The following is a 17,807-nucleotide window of genomic DNA, read 5'->3' on the forward strand; positions in this document are numbered from 1 at the left end:
AGATGCGGATACGGTCGCTCGGGGTCATCGACGACGCGGTGGTCGAGCTGTCGCCCGGTTTCACCGCGGTGACCGGCGAGACCGGCGCGGGCAAGACGATGGTCGTCACCAGCCTCGGGCTGCTGCTCGGCGGTCGCGCCGACCCGGCCCTGGTGCGGATCGGGGCCACGGCCGCGGTCGTCGAGGGCCGCATCGTCATGCGCCCGGACGCGCCCGCGGCCCTACGGGCCGAGGAGGCCGGAGCCGAGCTCGACGACGGCGCCCTGCTGATCAGCCGGACCGTGTCCGCCGAGGGGCGCTCGCGCGCCCACGTCGGCGGCCGCTCCGTGCCCGTCGGCCTGCTCTCCGAGCTCGCCGACGACCTGGTCGCCGTACACGGGCAGACCGACCAGCAGGGGCTGCTGCGGCCCGCCCGGCAGCGGCAGGCGCTCGACCGGTACGCCGGGGACGCCGTCGCCGTCCCGCTGGAGAAGTACGGCTCGGCCTACCGCAGGCTGCGCGCGGTCGCCGTCGAGCTGGAGGAGATCACCACCCGGGCCCGGGAACGGGCCCAGGAGGCCGACCTGCTGCGCTTCGGGCTGGACGAGATCGCCGCCGTGGAACCGGTGGCCGGCGAGGACACCGAACTCGCGGCGGAGGCCGAGCGGCTCGGACACGCCGAATCGCTGGCCTCGGCGGCCCAGCTGGCGCACGCCGCGCTGGCCGGCAATCCGGAGGACCCGGAAGGCATCGAGGCCAACACCCTCGTCGCGGGCGCCCACCGGGCCCTGGAGTCCGTACGCTCGCACGACCCGGCGCTTGGCGCGCTCGCCGAGCGGATCGGCGAACTGGGCATCCTGCTGGCCGACGTGGCCGGGGAGCTGGCGGGCTACGCCGACGACCTGGACGCCGATCCGCTGCGGCTGGCCGCCGTGGAGGAGCGGCGGGCGGCCCTGACCCAGCTGACGCGCAAGTACGGCTCCGAAGGCACCGTGGACGCCGTTCTGGAGTGGGCGGAGCAGGGCGCCGCGCGGCTGCTGGAGCTGGACGGCGACGACGAGCGGATCACCGAGCTGACCGCCGAGCGGGACGGACTGCGCTCCGAACTGTCGGCGCTGGCCCAGGCACTGACGGACGCGCGGGTGGAGGCGGCGACCCGGTTCGCCTCGGCCGTGACGGAGGAGCTGGCCTCGCTGGCGATGCCGCACGCCCGGGTCACCATCGACGTCAGGCAGGCCGACGACCCCGACGGGGTGGACGTGGACGGCCGCCCGGTCGCCTACGGACCCTCGGGCGCGGACGAGGTGGAACTGCTGCTGGCCCCGCACCCCGGCGCCCAGCCGCGGCCGATCGCCAAGGGTGCCTCGGGCGGTGAGCTGTCCCGGGTGATGCTGGCCGTGGAGGTCGTCTTCGCGGGCTCCGACCCGGTGCCCACGTACCTCTTCGACGAGGTCGACGCGGGCGTCGGCGGCAAGGCCGCCGTCGAGGTCGGGCGGCGGCTGGCGAAGCTCGCCAAGTCGGCCCAGGTGGTGGTCGTCACCCATCTGCCGCAGGTGGCGGCGTTCGCGGACCGGCAGCTGCTCGTCGAGAAGACCAACGACGGATCGGTCACGAGGAGCGGTGTCACCGTCCTGGAGGGCGAGGACCGGGTCCGCGAGCTGTCGCGCATGCTGGCGGGCCACGAGGACTCCGTCTCGGCGCGGGCACATGCCGAGGAACTCCTCGAGGCGGCACGCGCGGACAGCCGTCAGCGTTGACGCCCCGCTAGCCCGTGTGGGTGAGGCTGGGGGGCGTCCCGCGGCAACTCTCACGGGATCCGCACCCGTATGGTCCCGGAACGCGCGTGCGGACTGGCATCCTGGGCGACGTCTCTGACTCCCACACCCTGGAGCTTCGGCCCGTGAGCAGCTCCCCGGTCTACCCGTCCGCCGCGGCCCAGCCCTACGGGCGGCCGCCGCTGCGTACCGTCCAAGTGCTCGGCGGCGGTGCGGGCGCGGGCAGCAACGCGCACGTACGGTCGCTCACGACCGGGCTCGCCGCGCGCGGGGTACGGGTCACGGTGTGCGCGCCCGTCGAGGCGGAGGGCGAGTACGACTTCACCGGCGCGGGGGCGCAGTTCGCGCCCGACGCCGTGAACGCGCTGCGGGCCGCCTGCGCCACGGCCGACGTCGTGCACGCGCACGGGGTACGGGCCGGGATGCGGGCCGCGCTGGCCCTGCGGGGGCGCCGGGTGCCGCTGGTGGTGAGCTGGCACGGAGACGGCCCGGCGGCCGCCGGTGCGGCCGGCGCCGCGCTCGGGCGGCTCAGCCGGATCCTGGAGCGGCACGTGGCACGGGCCGCGGCGGTCGTGCTGGGGGCCTCCTCGGACCTGGTGGACCGGGCCCGGCTGCGGGGGGCGCGGGACGCGCGACTGGCACCGGTTGCCGTGCCGGCGGCCGCGGCGGGGGCCGATCCCGGGAAGGTGCGGGCGGAACTGGGCGTGGTGGAACGGCCGTTGCTGATCGCGGTCGGGAGCCTGGTACCGCACCGCGGGTACTCCGTACTGCTCGACGCGGCACGGGAGTGGCGGACGCTGGAACCCCTGCCGCTGCTGGTGATCGCGGGGGAGGGGCCGCTACGGGCCGAACTGTCCCGGCGGATCGAGGCCGAGGGGCTGCCGGTGCGGCTGCTGGGGCGGCGCCGGGACGCGGCGCAGCTGCTCGCGGCGGCGGACCTGGCGGTGCTGCCGAGCCGGTGGGAGGAGCGGGCCCTGCTGGCGCAGGAAGCGCTGCGGGTGGGGGTGCCGCTGGTGGCCACGGCGGTGGGGGGCGTGCCGGAGCTGGTGGGGGAGGGGGCGGTGCTCGTCCCGTACGGGGACCCGCAGGCCCTCGCCTCGGCCGTGACCGGCCTGCTGTCGGATGCGGGGCGTCGGGCCGGGCTGGTTGCCGCGGGGCGGGTGCAGGCCGCGACGTGGCCGTCCGAGGACGACACCGTCGCGCAGGTCCTGTCCGTCTACGACGAGTTGATGGAACGCGGGCGGCGGTAGCCGTCCGCCGGGCATTACCCAGCCCCGCCGGCGTTTGAGGCGCGGGCGCGGAGCGCCGTAGGGGTCTGGGGCGGAGCCCCGCCCGGGAGGCGCGCTGGCGCCGAGCGGTGCCAAGGGCCCGTCAGGAAGGAACGTGGCGGCGGGCGCGGAGGGCCAGGCTGAGGGAGAGGACCGTTTCGGGGTCGTCCAGGTCCGTGCCCAGGAGTTCCGAGATCCGGGCCAGGCGGTTGTACAGGGTCTGCCGGTTCAGGTGGAGCTCGCGGGCCGTTTCCGCCTTGCGGCCCGCATGGGCCAGGTACGTCTCCAGGGTGGGCAGGAGCGGCGGCCGGGAGGTCGTGTCGTGCGTGCGGAGCGGGCCGATCGCGCGGTCCACGAAGGCCGCCAGGTCCGGGTGTTCGCGCAGCCGCCACAGGAGGAGGTCGATGTCCAGCCTCCTCGCGTCGTACCAGGGGCGGGCCGGCAGGCCGTGGGCCGCCGTGGCGGTCTCCGCCGCGTGGCGCAGGCCCGCCGATGCGGCCGCCCAGCCGCCCGCGACGCCGACGACCACGGCCGGCGGGGCCGAGGCCCGGTCGAGGCCCGCGCGCTCCACGCCCGCCCGCAGCGCGGCCGCCACCCGGTCCGCCACCGCCGTGCGCTCCGACTCCGCGCGCAGGGAGACCAGCAGCGGGACCCGCCCTTCCACCGGGCGGACGCCCAGCAGCACCGGAACCCCGACCGACGACAGCTCCTCCAGGACCGCGCGGGCCAGGACGGCCCAGTTGCCCGAGGGGCCCAGGTCCGTGGACAGGCGCATCACTATCGGCAGCAGCGGGCCCGTGCCCGGCTTGAAGCCCAGGACGCGGGCCTGCGCCGGGGCGTCCTCCGCCGAGATGCGGCCCTCGGCGAGGTCCGTCAGGAAGTCGCCGCGGCCGCGCGCCGCCAGCTCCTCCTCCTGCCGCGCCTGCATGAGGACGACGGCCAGGACGCCCGCCGTACGCTCCGCCGCCATCCGGTGCACCGGCAGCAGCGGGCTGGTGACCCCGACCAGGACCACCCGGGCCCGGACCGAGCCCGTGCCGTGGCCCCCGCCGGGTACGTCGATCACCACGGTGTTCGCCGACGGCTCGGCCTCGCGCTGGCCCCGCAGGCCCTCCCACACCTGGAGCGGGTCGGCGCCCGTGTCCGCGCCCGAGCTGCCGGCCGCGTAGAGCAGCTGTCCGTCGGGGGTCTCCAGGAAGACCGGGTTGCCCGTGAAGTCGGCCAGGATCCGCAGCACCTGCGGGATGCCACCGCCGCCCAACAGGGCCTCCGTACACCGCCGGTGGACCTCCTCGGCCCGCTGGAGCAGCGCGTAGTGGTGGTTGACGATCTCGGTGTGGACCTCCTCCGTGACGGTGACGAAGGGGACCTCCCGGTGGAGCTGGACCAGCGGCAGGCCCGCCGCGCGAGCGGTCTCCACGATCGTCGCCGGCAGCCGGGTGAACCGCGGCCCCAGCTCGACGACCAGCGCGGCGATCCCGCGGTCGGCGAGGCGTCGTACGAAGGCGCGCTGCTCGGCGGGCCGCGTGCCGAGGCCGAGACCCGTGGTCAGCAGCAGCTCACCGCCCTTGAGCAGCGAGGCGATGTTCGGGACCTCACCCGCGTGCACCCAGCGGACGGTCCGGCCCAGGCGGTCGGCGCAGGCCACCACCTCCGGCAGTCCGCTGCGCAGCCCCGGCAGTTCCAGTGCCCGCTGAACCGTGATTCCGCCCTGGTCGTCCATATCGTGGGACGGTACCGGCCCGTCCTGTTCCGATCACATCACCCACCGGTCACAAGTCCGGTCTGCCCCCCATCCGGCCCGACAACTCGTCGTCCCCGCAAGGAGATTATCGGACCACGTGCCGATTGTGGTCTGCGTCACCCGGGGCGAGAGTGGGCGCCCTCCACACGGAAGAGGACGCCATGAGCAGAGACAACACGGGCGGGTCGCCGCAGACCCCCGCGGCTCCACAGATCCAGCGGCTGAAGGCCAACTCGGTCGGGCTCGTCGGCGTCGTGTTCATGGCGGTGGCCACCGCCGCGCCGATCACCGCCATGACCGGCAACCTCCCCATCGCGGTCGGCTTCGGCAACGGCGTCGGAGCCCCGGCCGGATACCTCTTCGCGACGCTCGTGCTCACGGTCTTCGCGGTCGGCTACGTGGCGATGGCCAAGCGGATCACCGCCGCGGGCGCCTTCTACGGGTACATCTCGCACGGCCTCGGCCGCATCGCCGGCATGGCCTCCGGGATGCTCGCCGTCCTCGCCTACATCGTCTTCGAGGCCTCGATCGTCGGGGTCTTCTCCTACTTCGCGAAGACCACCGTCCACGACCAGCTCGGCGTCGACCTGCCGTGGGTGCTCTACGCGGCCGCCATGCTCGCCGTCACCGCCGCCCTCGCCCACTTCGACATCAACCTCACCGCCAAGGCCCTCGGCGTGATGCTCCTCGCCGAGATCGCCGTGCTGTTCGCCGTCGCCACCGCCGTCCTGGTCGCCGGGGGCGGACCGGACGGGATCCCGCTGGAGCCCGTCAACCCGAAGAACGCCTTCACCGGAACGTCCGCCGGACTCGGGCTCTTCTTCGCCTTCTGGTCCTGGGTCGGCTTCGAGTCCACCGCCATGTACGGCGAGGAGTCCCGCGACCCCAAGCGGGTCATCCCCAAGGCCACCCTGATCTCCGTCGTCGGTGTCGGCCTCTTCTACATCTACGTCTCCTGGATGACCATCGCGGGCAACGGCCTCGCCAAGTCCGTGGAACTGTCCGCCTCCACCAGCCCCCTCGACCTGTTCTTCGCCCCCACCCAGACCTTCATCGGCGCCTGGGCCGTCGACGCCTTCCAATGGCTGCTGCTCACCGGCTCCTTCGCCTGCGGCATGGCCTTCCACCAGTGCGCCGCCCGCTACCTCTACGCCATCGGCCGCGAGGGCTTCCTCTCCCCGAAGCTCGGCCGCACCCACGCCAGGCACGGATCCCCGTACGTGGCCTCGGTGGTGCAGACCGCCATCGCCACCGCCCTCGTCGCCGGGTTCTGGCTCACCGGGCAGGACCCGTACCTGCACCTGTACACGCTGCTCGCGATCCTCGGCACCATGGCGATCCTGATCGTCCAGACGCTCTGCTCGTTCGCCGTCATCGGGTACTTCCGCAAGAACCACCCCGAGGACCGGCACTGGTTCACGACCCTGACCGCTCCGCTGCTCGGCGGTCTCGGCATGACCGCCGTCGTCGTCCTGCTGGTCCTCAACATGGAGACCGCGGCGGGGGCCGCAGCCGGTTCCCTCTTCTTCACGCTGATCCCGTGGATCGTCGGCGGAGTCTTCCTCGGCGGTCTCGGCCTCGGCTTCTGGCTCAAGGCGAAGGCCCCCGAGCGCTACGAGATCATCGGCCGGATCGTCCTGGAGGACGCGGCCGAGCGTCCCGACGTCCCGTCCCCCTCCACCGCCGCCGCGAACGTCTGAGGAGCGCAGCCATGGCCCGTACGCCCCTGATGCACGCCCTGCGCCGACTCGCGGCCGAGCACGCCGCCGCCCGCAGCCTCGGCCTGCCCGCCGCCGAGGTCCGCGGCTCCACCCGTCGCGAACTCCTCGGCCGGGCCGCCGCCCTCGGCCTCGGGACCGCCCTCGCCTCGTCCGGGACCGCCTACGCCGTCGAGCCGGCTCCCGCCAAGAAGCCCGTGGGCCCCGCACGGGTCGCCGTGGTCGGCGCGGGCATCTCCGGCCTGACCGCCGCCCTCACCCTCCGGGACGCCGGAGTCCCCTGCACCCTGTACGAGGCCAACCCCGGCCGGGTCGGCGGGCGCATGTGGACCCAACGCGACCACTGGGCGTACGGCCAGACCTCGGAGATCGGCGGCGAGCTGATCGACACCAGCCACAAGAAGATCCTGGAACTGTGCCGCCGCTTCGGCCTGCCCACCGAGGACTTCCTCGGCGGCGGCCCCAACGGGGCGGAGGAAGTCCTCTGGTTCAACGGCGAGTACTACTCCCGAACCCAGGCCGACGAGGACTTCAAGGCCGTCTACCAGGCGCTGCGCCGCGACCTCCAGGAAGCCGGCGAGGTCACCTGGAGCACCACCACCCCCACCGGCACCGCCCTCGACAACATGACCCTGTACGAGTGGATCGAGACCCGGGTCCCCGGCGGCCACGGCTCCCGGCTGGGCCGCTTCATCGACGTGGCCTACAACGTCGAGTACGGGGCCGACACCGACCGGCAGTCCGCCCTCGCCCTGGTCCTCCTGATGGGCTATCAGCCCAACCCCGGCAACTTCAACGTCTGGGGCCTGTCCAACGAGCGCTACCACATCACCGGAGGCAACGACCGGCTGCCGAACGCCATCGCCGCCGCGCTGCCCGCCGGCACCCTGGTGATGGGCCGCGAGCTGCTCGCCGTACGCGCCAACGCCGACGGCACCCAGACCCTCACCTTCAACGACTCGGGCGCGACCCGGACCGTCATCGCCGACCACACCGTCCTGTGCCTGCCGCTTCCCATCCTCCAGCGCATCGACACCTCCGGGGCGGGCTTCGACCCGCTCATGCGCAACCTGCTCAGGGACGCCAGGATGGGCTACTGCACCAAGCTCAACATGCAGTTCACCGCCCGCCCCTGGCGCGGTACGGGACCCTGGCCGGGCGTCTCGGCCGGCGACTGCTTCACGGACTCCGACGTCCAGCAGACCTGGGACACCACCAAGGTGCAGCCCGGCACAGGCGGGATCCTGCTCCAGTACGGCGGCGGCACCCTGGCCGGGGCGCTCACCCCCGCGACCCCCTTCGCCACCGAGGCCGACCCGTACGTGCGCGACCTCGCGGGCCGCGTGCTGACCGGCGTCGACTCCTTCTTCCCGGGCAGCAAGGCGGTCTGGAACGGGCGGGCCCAGCTCTCCGCGTGGCACCGCAACCCGTACGCCCTGGGCGCCTACTCGTACTGGCCCACCGGCTACCTGCACCGCTACGCCAAGTACGAGGGCACCGCGCAGGGCAACATCCACATCGGCGGCGAGCACTGCAGCTACGACTTCCAGGGGTTCATGGAGGGCGGCGCCACCGAGGGCGAGCGCGCGGCGCGCGAGGTGATCGCCGCCCTCACGTGAGCCTCAGGCGGGCCGGATGTTGTGGTTGAAGCGGAAGACGTTGTCCGGGTCGTACTGCCGCTTCAGCGCGCCCAGCCGCTGCATGTTCTCGGGGCCGAGGCCCGCGACCACCCGGTCCGAGCCCTCGTCCCCGGTGAAGTTGAGGTAGACCGCGCCGGTGCTCCACGGCTGGACATCGGCGCGGACGTCCTTGACCCACTGGCGGACCCGGTCGTCGTCGGCCGCGTCCTCCCAGATCCCGAACGGGTGCACCGCCCAGGCCGCGTCCCGGTACGGCACCGGGTAGTCGCCCGGGGCCGAGGCGATCGCGCCGCCCTGCGGCCAGATCAGGTGCTGGGTGCCGGTCGGCACCGGCATCGAGTCGGCGCGGGCGCAGAACACGTCCACGAACTCGTCCGGCGCCCCGGTGAGGTACTCCGCCGACCAGTAGTTCCGCATGCCCGGCGGATCGTCGATCATGCACTGCAGGTCGGCGTACGGGATGACCGTGACGACCTCGGACTCGTGCGGGATCGCCAGCAGCGGTGCGGCGAGCCTGCGCATCTCCTCCTCGGGCCCCGCGTACGTCAGCAGTACGCCGGCCATCAGCAGGCCGACCAGATGCGGCGGGACGAACTCCTCCGGCGGGCCCGTCATGTAGAGCGCGGCGCCGCTCGCCTCGGGCGGTCCCGCCTCGATGACGTCCCGGTACGTACGGACCACCTCGGGCCCGCGCTCCGGCAGGTACAGCACGAACGCGATCGACATGACCGGCAGTTCGTGCAGCCGCAGCGTCAGCGAGGTGGCGATCCCGAAGTTCCCGCCGCCGCCGTGCAGCCCCCAGAACAGCTCGGGATGGTCCTCCGCGGTCACCTGGAGCAGTTCGCCGTCGGCGGTGACCAGCTCCGCGCCCAGCAGGTTGTCCACGGCCAGCCCGAACTTCCGGTCCAGCCAGCCGGAGCCGCCGCCCAGCACGAAGCCGCCGACGCCGGTCGTGGAAGCCCGGCCACCGGTGGTCGCCAGGCCGTACGGCTCGCAGGCCCGGTCCAGGTGGCTCATCGTGGCCCCGCCCCCGATGTGGACCGCCCTCGCCGCCGGATGGACCGTCACCTCGTGCATCCGGCGCAGGTCCACGACCAGGCCGGCGTCGTTGAGGGACATCCCGGCGACGCTGTGCCCGCCGCCGCGCACCGAGATCTTCAGGTCCAGATCCCGTGCGAACCGTACGGCGGTGACCACGTCGGCGACGCTCGCGCACTGGGCGATGACGGCGGGCCTGCGGTCGATCATCGCGTTGAAGATCGTCCGGGCCTCGTCGTAGCCCGGATCGTCCGGGGCGAAGACGTCACCGGCCAGATCCTCGCGGAGCGCGGCGAGCGCCGTGCCCGCCTTCGACAGGGGCGCCATGGCCTCCCCCTTCCGAGAAGGGCATAGGACCCTTCCAGGGTAGGCGGAGGCGATCACCGGGGCGCGGCGGGAGAAGAGCGCTGTCCGTGCCCCGGCCCGGCGCTACCCCCCGTACGCCCCGCTCGCGGTCAGCCGCAGTGCCGTGTCGATCAGCGGAACGTGGCTGAAGGCCTGCGGGAAGTTCCCGACCTGGCGCTGGAGCCGCGGGTCCCACTCCTCCGCCAGCAGCCCGAGGTCGTTGCGCAGCGACAGCAGCCTCTCGAACAGCCGGCGCGCCTCGTCCACCCGCCCGATCATCGCCAGGTCGTCGGCCATCCAGAACGAGCACGCCAGGAAGGCCCCCTCGTCGCCCTCCAGGCCGTCCACGCCGGCCTCCTCGCCCGCCGTCGGGTAGCGCAGGATGAAACCGTCGGGCGTGGACAGCTCGCGCTGGATCGCCTCGATGGTGCCGATGACCCGCTTGTCGTCCGGCGGCAGGAAGCCCATCTGCGGGATCAGCAGCAGGGAGGCGTCCAGCTCCTTCGACCCGTACGACTGGGTGAAGGTGTTGCGCTCCTTGTCGTAGCCCTTCTCGCACACGTCCTGGTGGATCTCGTCGCGCAGCTCGCGCCAGCGCTCCAGCGGACCGTCCGCGTCCCCGCTCTCGATCAGCTTGATCGTGCGGTCCACGGCCACCCAGGCCATCACCTTCGAGTGCACGAAGTGGCGGCGCGGGCCGCGCACCTCCCAGATGCCCTCGTCCGGCTGGTCCCAGTGGGTCTCCAGGTAGCGGATCAGCTTGAGCTGGAGCAGCGAGGCGTAGTCGCTGCGGGCCAGGCCGGTCATGTGGCCCAGGTGCAGGGCCTCGGTGACCTCGCCGTAGACGTCGAGCTGGAGCTGCCCGGCGGCGCCGTTGCCGACGCGGACCGGGCGGGAGTTCTCGTAGCCCGGCAGCCAGTCCAGCTCGGTCTCGCCGAGCTCCCGCTCGCCCGCGATCCCGTACATGATCTGCAGGTTCTCCGGGTCGCCGGCCACCGCGCGCAGCAGCCACTCGCGCCAGGCGCGGGCCTCCTCGCGGTAGCCGGTGCGCAGCAGCGAGGAGAGCGTGATGGCGGCGTCCCGCAGCCAGGTGTAGCGGTAGTCCCAGTTGCGGACCCCGCCGATCTCCTCCGGCAGGGAGGTGGTCGGCGCGGCGACGATCCCGCCGGTGGGGCCGTAGGTGAGGGCCTTGAGGGTGATCAGGGAGCGGACCACCGCCTCCCGGTAGGGCCCGTGGTACGTGCACTGCTCGACCCACTCGCGCCAGAACTCGGCGGTGGAGTCGAGGGCCGCCTCGGCGTCCGGGGCCTCGGGCGCGCCGCGGTGCGAACGCTCCCAGCTGATGCTGAAGGCCATCCGGTCGCCCGGCCCGACGGTGAAGTCGGAGTACGTGGTCAGGTCCTTGCCGTACGTCTGCGCCTCGGTGTCCAGCCACACGGAGTCGGGGCCGGCGACGGCGACCGTGCGCCCGTCGACCTTGTGCACCCAGGGCACGACCCGCCCGTAGCTGAACCGCATGCGCAGCGCGGAGCGCATCTTCACGCGCCCGCTGACGCCCTCGACGATGCGGATCAGCTGGGGAGCGTGATCCTCGCGTGGCGGCATGAAGTCGATCACGCGGACGGTCCCGCGCGGCGTCTCCCACTCCGACTCGAGCACCAGCGAGTCGCCGCGGTAGCGGCGTCGCGTGGCACGCGGGGCCTCGGAGCCGGCCGGGAACGCCGGGCCGATCCGCCAGAACCCGTGGTCCTCGGTGCCGAGAATGCTCGCGAACACGGCATGGGAGTCGAAACGTGGCAGACACAACCAGTCCACTGCCCCGTCCCGGCAGACCAACGCCGCGGTCTGCATGTCCCCGATCAGTGCGTAATCCTCGATGCGCCCGGACACGTTGCATCTCCAGTCGAACGGCCACGTCCGCCCCGAAGGGCGCTTGCATTGCGCGGTTGCGCGGTCTCCTGTGGGTGGGGATCTCCGCGTTGAGCCCATGATTCCGTATGTCGGCTCGGTGCGGCCGTGTGACGGACTGCTCGGCGGCGATGTGTGCAATATCCGAGCAGGATATGACGGCACCCTAGTGATCCCCTTAAGCCGCGGAAGAATGCGGCTGGGCCAAACGGGTGACCTGCCGGTACGTCGCTCCGCCGCCCCTCCCGCGCCCCCGGACCGGACCCCCGCACCGCGTGGCCGGAGGCAGACGGGCCCGGGCGCTGATAGGCTGGTACCCCGTGGACCGGTGGTCTGCCTGTGCGAATCAGGAGCCCCGAAACCGCAGCTTCGGCGCCCCCTGAGACCCTTCCGGATCGACGGTGGCCGGCGCCGGACGCACCTCACCTCGCGACCACGGGAGCCCCCTCTTGGCGACGCCGCCCGCTGCTTTTCGAAACAGCACAGCCATGACGACCAAGCACATCTTCGTCACCGGGGGTGTCGCTTCGTCCCTCGGCAAGGGCCTGACGGCCTCCAGCCTGGGTGCGCTGCTGAAGGCGCGCGGCCTGCGGGTCACGATGCAGAAGCTCGACCCGTACCTGAACGTCGACCCGGGCACGATGAACCCGTTCCAGCACGGCGAGGTGTTCGTCACCAACGACGGCGCCGAGACGGACCTGGACATCGGCCACTACGAGCGTTTCCTCGACGTGGACCTCGACGGTTCGGCCAACGTCACCACCGGCCAGGTCTACTCGCAGGTCATCGCCAAGGAGCGGCGCGGCGAGTACCTCGGTGACACCGTGCAGGTCATCCCGCACATCACCAACGAGATCAAGCACCGCATCCGCCGCATGGCGACCGAGGACGTCGACGTCGTCATCACCGAGGTCGGCGGCACCGTCGGCGACATCGAGTCGCTGCCGTTCCTGGAGACCGTCCGCCAGGTCCGCCACGAGGTCGGCCGCGACAACGTCTTCGTCGTGCACATCTCGCTGCTGCCCTACATCGGCCCCTCCGGCGAGCTGAAGACCAAGCCGACCCAGCACTCGGTCGCGGCCCTGCGCAACATCGGCATCCAGCCCGACGCGATCGTGCTGCGCGCCGACCGTGACGTCCCCACCTCCATCAAGCGCAAGATCTCGCTGATGTGCGACGTGGACGAGGCCGCCGTGGTCGCGGCGATCGACGCCAAGTCGATCTACGACATTCCGAAGGTGCTGCACACCGAGGGCCTGGACGCGTATGTCGTGCGCAAGCTCGACCTGCCGTTCCGCGACGTGGACTGGACGGTCTGGGAGGACCTGCTGGACCGGGTCCACAACCCCGACCACGAGGTCAAGGTCGCGCTCGTCGGCAAGTACATCGACCTGCCGGACGCCTACCTGTCGGTGACCGAGGCGCTGCGCGCCGGCGGCTTCGCCAACAAGGCCCGCGTCCAGATCAAGTGGGTCACCTCCGACGACTGCCGGACCCCGGCCGGCGCCGCGGAGGTGCTCGGCGACGTGGACGCGATCTGCGTGCCCGGCGGCTTCGGCGACCGCGGTGTCAACGGCAAGGTCGGCGCGATCACCTACGCCCGCGAGAACAAGATCCCGCTGCTCGGCCTGTGCCTGGGTCTGCAGTGCGTGGTCATCGAGGCCGCGCGCAACCTCGCGGGGATCGAGGACGCCAACTCCACCGAGTTCGACGCCTCCACCCCGCACCCGGTCATCTCGACCATGGAGGAGCAGCTGGCCTTCGTCGAGGGCGCGGGCGACCTGGGCGGCACCATGCGGCTCGGCATGTACCCGGCGAAGCTCGCCGAGGGCTCCATCGTGCGCGAGGTCTACGGCGACCAGGCGTACGTCGACGAGCGTCACCGTCACCGCTACGAGGTCAACAACGCCTACCGCGGCGAGCTGGAGAAGAAGGCGGGCCTCGTCTTCTCCGGCACCTCCCCGGACAACAAGCTCGTCGAGTACGTCGAGTACCCGCGCGAGGTGCACCCCTACCTGGTGGCCACCCAGGCCCACCCGGAGCTCCGGTCCCGCCCGACGCGCCCGCACCCGCTGTTCGCGGGCCTGGTCAAGGCGGCCGTGGAGCGGCAGCAGTCCGCGAAGTGACGGCCTGACAGCCTGACCGCATAACGTAGACAGCCGGGGCACGGATCGTGCCCCGGCTGTCGCGTTCTCGGGAAGGTAGCTGGCCATGGCCATGGGCAACGACATCGTGGACACACCGGAGTCGTGGGAGGTCATCGCGTCGCGAACCCCGTTCCAGGGCGCGAAGACGGCGGTCCGTTCGGATCAGGTGCGGATGCCGGACCGGGCGGTGGTGCGCCGCGACTACCAGGCGCACCCCGGATCGGTGTGCGTGCTGGCACTGGACGAGGAGCAGCGGGTGCTGGTCCTGAAGCAGTTCCGCCACCCGGTGCGGCACCGGCTGTGGGAGCTGCCGGCCGGGCTGCTGGACGTGGTGGGGGAGAACCCGCTGCACGCGGCCCAGCGGGAGCTGTACGAGGAGGCGCACGTCAAGGCGGAGGACTGGCGGGTCCTCGTCGACTTCTTCTCCTCGCCGGGCGGGTCGGACGAGGCGGTCCGGGTCTTCCTCGCGCGGTCCCTGTCGGAGGCGGAGGGAGAGCGGTACGAGGTCTCCGACGAGGAGGCGGACATGGAGATCGCGCGCGTTCCCCTCGCGGAACTGGTCGCCGGGGTCCTGGCGGGCCGGCTCGGCAACCCGGGTCTGGTGTCCGGGGTGCTGGCGCTGTCCGCCGCCCTTGGCTCCGAGGGCGGTGTCGATGCCCTCCGCCCGCCCCAGGCCCCGTGGCCGGCCCGTCCCTACGAGGCGTAGCCGTCCGGGGCGGGACGGAGTCCGGCGCAGCGGCGCGGAGCCGGAAAGGCCTGCCAGGGGCGATCCGCGGGAGCGGCGCGTGAAAAAGAGGACCATCTGCTGACCCGATTGGGGGATTTGTCCGCCGCGCTCCACCCAGGTCGTCGCTCTGCGTGAACTACGCTCGCAATCCGAAGGCAGGGAGAGGAGCGGATCCGTGACGGATTTCGTCGGGCGGCGGCGTGAGCTCAAGGAGCTGCGCGAGGACATCGCACGGACCGGGCTCGACACCCTCTCGGGCCGCAAGGCCAAGGCACCCCGCGCGCGTGTGCTGCTGGTCGCCGGACGGCCGGGGTCCGGGCGGACCGCGCTCGCCGAGGCGTTCGTGCGAGAGGTCGCCGAGCAGTACCCCGACGGGGTGCTCCGGACCCGGCTCACCGCCCCCGGCGGGCAGACCGTGGCCACCGAGCGGGCCCTCAGGGGCCTGCTGGAAGGGCTGGGACAGGCCACCCCGCCCGGTGCCGGCGAGGACGAGCTCAGCTCGGCCCTGCGCACCGCGCTCGACGGGCGCCGCGTGGTGATCCTGGTCGACGACGCCGCCGATCCGCACCAGGTCGACGCCCTGCTGCCGGACACCCCCGAGTGCCTCGTCGTGGTCACCGCCGAAGGACCGCTCACCGGCATTCCCGACGTGCGGCCCTGCACCCTGGGGGGACTCGACACGCCCTCCGCCGTGGAGATGCTCGCGCAGCGCATCGGGGACACCCGCGTCACCGCCGACCCGCGCGCCGCCGAAGCCCTCGCCGAGGAGTGCGGCGGCCAGCCCGCCGCGCTCGCCCTCGTCGGCGGCTGGCTCGCCGCCCACCCCAAGGCCTCGGTCGCCGACGTGGCCAAGCAGCTGCACGACATGCCCGCCGGCGTCGGCGGCGCGCTGGCCCGCGGCTTCCGGCTCGTCTACGAGTCCCTGCCGCAGCCCGCCCAGCGGACCCTGCGGCTGCTGCCACTGGCCCCCGCCGGGATCGTCGACTCGCACTCCGCCTCCGCCCTGGCCGGCTGCTCGGTGGCCGCGGCCCAGTCCACGCTGGACGACTTCGCCGGGCTGGGCCTGCTGCACCATGCCCACGACGGCCTGCTCCAGCTGCCCGGCTGCCTCGCCCCCCTGCTCCAGGCCCTGCTCGAGGCCAGGGAGCGCCCCGCCGAGGTCCAGCTCGCCCGGGCCCGGATGCTGGAGCGCACCGTACGGCTGCTGCACTCCTGCCGGGCCATGGCCGAACCGGACGAGGATGACGGGGTCGGCCTGCGGGAGAAGCTGGAGGGGGTGCCGCGCGCCCTGCGCTTCCCCGACCGGCGGGCCGCCGCCACCTGGCTGGACACCCGGCTGCCCGCGCTCTCGGCCGCCACCTCCCTGGCCGTGGCCGACGGGGAGCTCGACACCCTGGCCCGCCGCCTGATCGCCGCCCTCGTACGGGCCCTGGCGGAGCACCGCGGCACCGCCGAGGCCGCCCCCGAGCTGTACGGGCTGCACCGGCTGGTCCTGGACGTGGCCGAGCGGCGCGGCCTGCACCGGGAGCAGGCCGCCGCACTGCTGAACCTGGCCGACCTGGACGCCGAGACCGGCCGGACCCAGGAGGCGCTCGACCGCTACCGGGCCGCGCTGGACGCCGGACGGGCGGCGAACGATCCGTACGCCACCGGCCGCGCGATGGAATCCGTAGGGGGCGCGTACCTGGAGCTGGCGGACTGGCACCGGGCCTCCGACTGGTTCGGCCGGGCACTCGCCCAGGCCCTCGCGCGGGGGGAGCGCGCGGACGAGGCCCGGCTGTACGGGCGACTCGGAAACGTACACACGTACGCGGGCCGGTACGGGGACGCGCAGCGCAGCTGGCGGGCCGCCGCCGCGGGCTACCGGCGGCTGGCCGATGTGCCCGGCCAGGCAAAGGCGTTGAGCGAGATGGCCCGGGTCCAGGAATACGCCGGCCGCCCCGAGGAATCGCTGCACACCTGCCGGGAGGCGGTGGAGCTGGCGCGCCGCGCCGGGGACCAGCGGCTGCAGGCCGCGCTCCAGGTCCGGCTGGCCGACACGCTCGACCGGCTGGGGGACCCCGCAGCCGCCCGGCTGCACCGGTCCGCGGCCGACAGATTGCTGGGAGACGACCCAGCAGCCTGCGAAATCCGTAGTGATTCCGACTGAGATTATTTGTTTGCAAGGCTAGACACGAGTTCATCCTTCATTAAACTGGGTTCACCACGTCATCCCGTGGTGCATCCCGTTGCGCGTTCTTGTGGGCGGGTATGTATGGAAGTGCCCCGAAAAATCCCCTGAGCCAAGGACCGTGATCGACGATGAAGGTCGGCATCCCCCGCGAGGTCAAGAACAACGAGTTCCGCGTGGCCATCACCCCCGCCGGTGTCCACGAGCTCGTCCGTAACGGCCACCAGGTCTTCGTCGAGCAGAACGCCGGTGTCGGCTCCTCGATCACGGACGCCGAGTACGTCTCGGCCGGCGCCGAGATCCTCGGCACCGCCGACGAGGTCTGGGCGACCGCGGACCTGCTGCTGAAGGTCAAGGAGCCCATCGCGGAGGAGTACCACCGCCTCCGCAAGGACCAGACCCTCTTCACCTACCTGCACCTGGCGGCCTCCCGCGAGTGCACGGACGCCCTGCTGGAGTCCGGCACCACCGCCATCGCGTACGAGACGGTCGAGCTCGCCAACCGCGCGCTCCCGCTGCTCGCCCCGATGTCCGAGGTCGCGGGCCGTCTGGCCCCGCAGGTCGGCGCCTACCACCTGATGCGCTCGGCCGGCGGCCGTGGCGTGCTCCCCGGCGGCGTCCCCGGCACCCACGCCGGCGAGTGCGTGGTCATCGGCGGCGGCGTGTCCGGCTGGAACGCCGCGCAGATCGCCATCGGCATGGGCTTCCACGTGACCCTGCTGGACCGCGACATCAACAAGCTCCGCGAGGCCGACAAGATCTTCGGCACGAAGATCAAGACGATCGTCTCCAACGCCTTCGAGCTGGAGAAGGCCGTCGTCGAGGCCGACCTCGTCATCGGCGCGGTGCTGATCCCGGGTGCGAAGGCCCCGAAGCTGGTCACCAACGAGCTCGTCGCCAAGATGAAGCCCGGAAGTGTCCTTGTCGACATCGCGATCGACCAGGGCGGCTGCTTCGAGGACTCCCGTCCGACCACTCACGCCGAGCCGACCTTCCAGGTCCACAACTCGGTCTTCTACTGCGTCGCCAACATGCCGGGCGCGGTGCCGAACACCTCCACCTACGCGCTGACCAACGCCACGCTGCCCTACATCGTGCAGCTCGCGAACCTCGGCTGGGTCGAGGCGCTGCGTCGTGACCCCGCGCTCGGCCTGGGCCTCAACACCCATGACGGCCAGGTCGTTTACGGTCCGGTCGCCGAGGCCCACGGCCTCGAGACCCTCGAGCTGAGCACGCTGCTCGGCTGAAGCGTCAACGACTGACGTCAATCTCACGTATCCGGCCGGACCTTGCCCGCAAGGTCCGGCCGGACGCGTTTGCGGGGTGCGCCGAAGACCCCTTCAACTCG

At 72.6% G+C, this 17,807-nt stretch carries 11 protein-coding genes; 8 read left to right on the forward strand and 3 right to left on the reverse strand.

The features are described from left to right. Positions 1-2 precede the first annotated feature (2 nt). Positions 3-1,736: a DNA repair protein RecN gene (recN, locus tag OHA89_RS28380; RefSeq protein WP_406368615.1), complete on the forward strand. Its 1,734-nt coding sequence runs from the start codon at positions 3-5 to the stop codon at positions 1,734-1,736. Positions 1,737-1,879: 143 nt separating this feature from the next. Continuing rightward, on the forward strand, positions 1,880-3,004 hold the full coding sequence (locus OHA89_RS28385; protein ID WP_266610513.1) for a glycosyltransferase family 4 protein: 1,125 nt from the start codon (positions 1,880-1,882) through the stop codon (positions 3,002-3,004). A 121-nt stretch (positions 3,005-3,125) separates the two neighbouring features. On the opposite strand, the gene OHA89_RS28390 is transcribed toward OHA89_RS28385, so the two are convergent. After that, complete coding sequence (locus OHA89_RS28390) at positions 3,126-4,745, reverse strand: PucR family transcriptional regulator (protein ID WP_266610515.1); 1,620 nt, start codon at positions 4,743-4,745, stop codon at positions 3,126-3,128. A gap of 182 nt (positions 4,746-4,927) precedes the next feature. Between OHA89_RS28390 and OHA89_RS28395 the strand changes: the two genes are divergently transcribed. Continuing rightward, a complete protein-coding gene (locus OHA89_RS28395; RefSeq protein ID WP_257556935.1) occupies positions 4,928-6,466 on the forward strand; it encodes an APC family permease in 1,539 nt (512 codons plus the stop codon). A gap of 11 nt (positions 6,467-6,477) precedes the next feature. Continuing rightward, entirely contained in the window at positions 6,478-8,103 is a 1,626-nt protein-coding gene (locus OHA89_RS28400) for a flavin monoamine oxidase family protein (RefSeq protein ID WP_406367409.1), read from the forward strand. Positions 8,104-8,106: 3 nt separating this feature from the next. Here the strand turns inward: OHA89_RS28400 and OHA89_RS28405 are convergent, their stop codons facing one another. Both OHA89_RS28405 and OHA89_RS28410 read right to left on the reverse strand, forming a co-directional pair. Beyond that, positions 8,107-9,489 (reverse strand): FAD-binding oxidoreductase, encoded by a 1,383-nt coding sequence (locus tag OHA89_RS28405; RefSeq protein ID WP_266610518.1) that lies wholly within the window; start codon positions 9,487-9,489, stop codon positions 8,107-8,109. 102 nt (positions 9,490-9,591) lie between these two features. After that, complete coding sequence (locus OHA89_RS28410) at positions 9,592-11,397, reverse strand: glycoside hydrolase family 15 protein (protein ID WP_215144603.1); 1,806 nt, start codon at positions 11,395-11,397, stop codon at positions 9,592-9,594. A gap of 506 nt (positions 11,398-11,903) precedes the next feature. Between OHA89_RS28410 and OHA89_RS28415 the strand changes: the two genes are divergently transcribed. The 4 genes from OHA89_RS28415 (at position 11,904) to ald (ending at position 17,706) form a co-directional block, all read left to right on the forward strand. Next, positions 11,904-13,541: a CTP synthase gene (locus OHA89_RS28415; protein ID WP_257556938.1), complete on the forward strand. Its 1,638-nt coding sequence runs from the start codon at positions 11,904-11,906 to the stop codon at positions 13,539-13,541. 91 nt (positions 13,542-13,632) lie between these two features. After that, complete coding sequence (locus tag OHA89_RS28420; protein WP_257559493.1) at positions 13,633-14,268, forward strand: NUDIX hydrolase; 636 nt, start codon at positions 13,633-13,635, stop codon at positions 14,266-14,268. Between the two features lie 148 nt (positions 14,269-14,416). Continuing rightward, positions 14,417-16,438 carry a tetratricopeptide repeat protein gene (locus tag OHA89_RS28425; RefSeq protein ID WP_406368617.1) on the forward strand — a complete coding sequence of 674 codons (2,022 nt, stop codon included), beginning with the start codon at positions 14,417-14,419 and terminating at the stop codon, positions 16,436-16,438. 152 nt (positions 16,439-16,590) lie between these two features. Then, positions 16,591-17,706, forward strand: coding sequence for an alanine dehydrogenase (gene ald / locus OHA89_RS28430; protein WP_215144608.1), 1,116 nt, complete (start codon positions 16,591-16,593; stop codon positions 17,704-17,706). Positions 17,707-17,807: the final 101 nt, after the last annotated feature.

The organism is Streptomyces sp. NBC_01546 (assembly GCF_045208355.1).
In the GTDB taxonomy this organism is placed as follows: Bacteria; Actinomycetota; Actinomycetes; order Streptomycetales; family Streptomycetaceae; genus Streptomyces.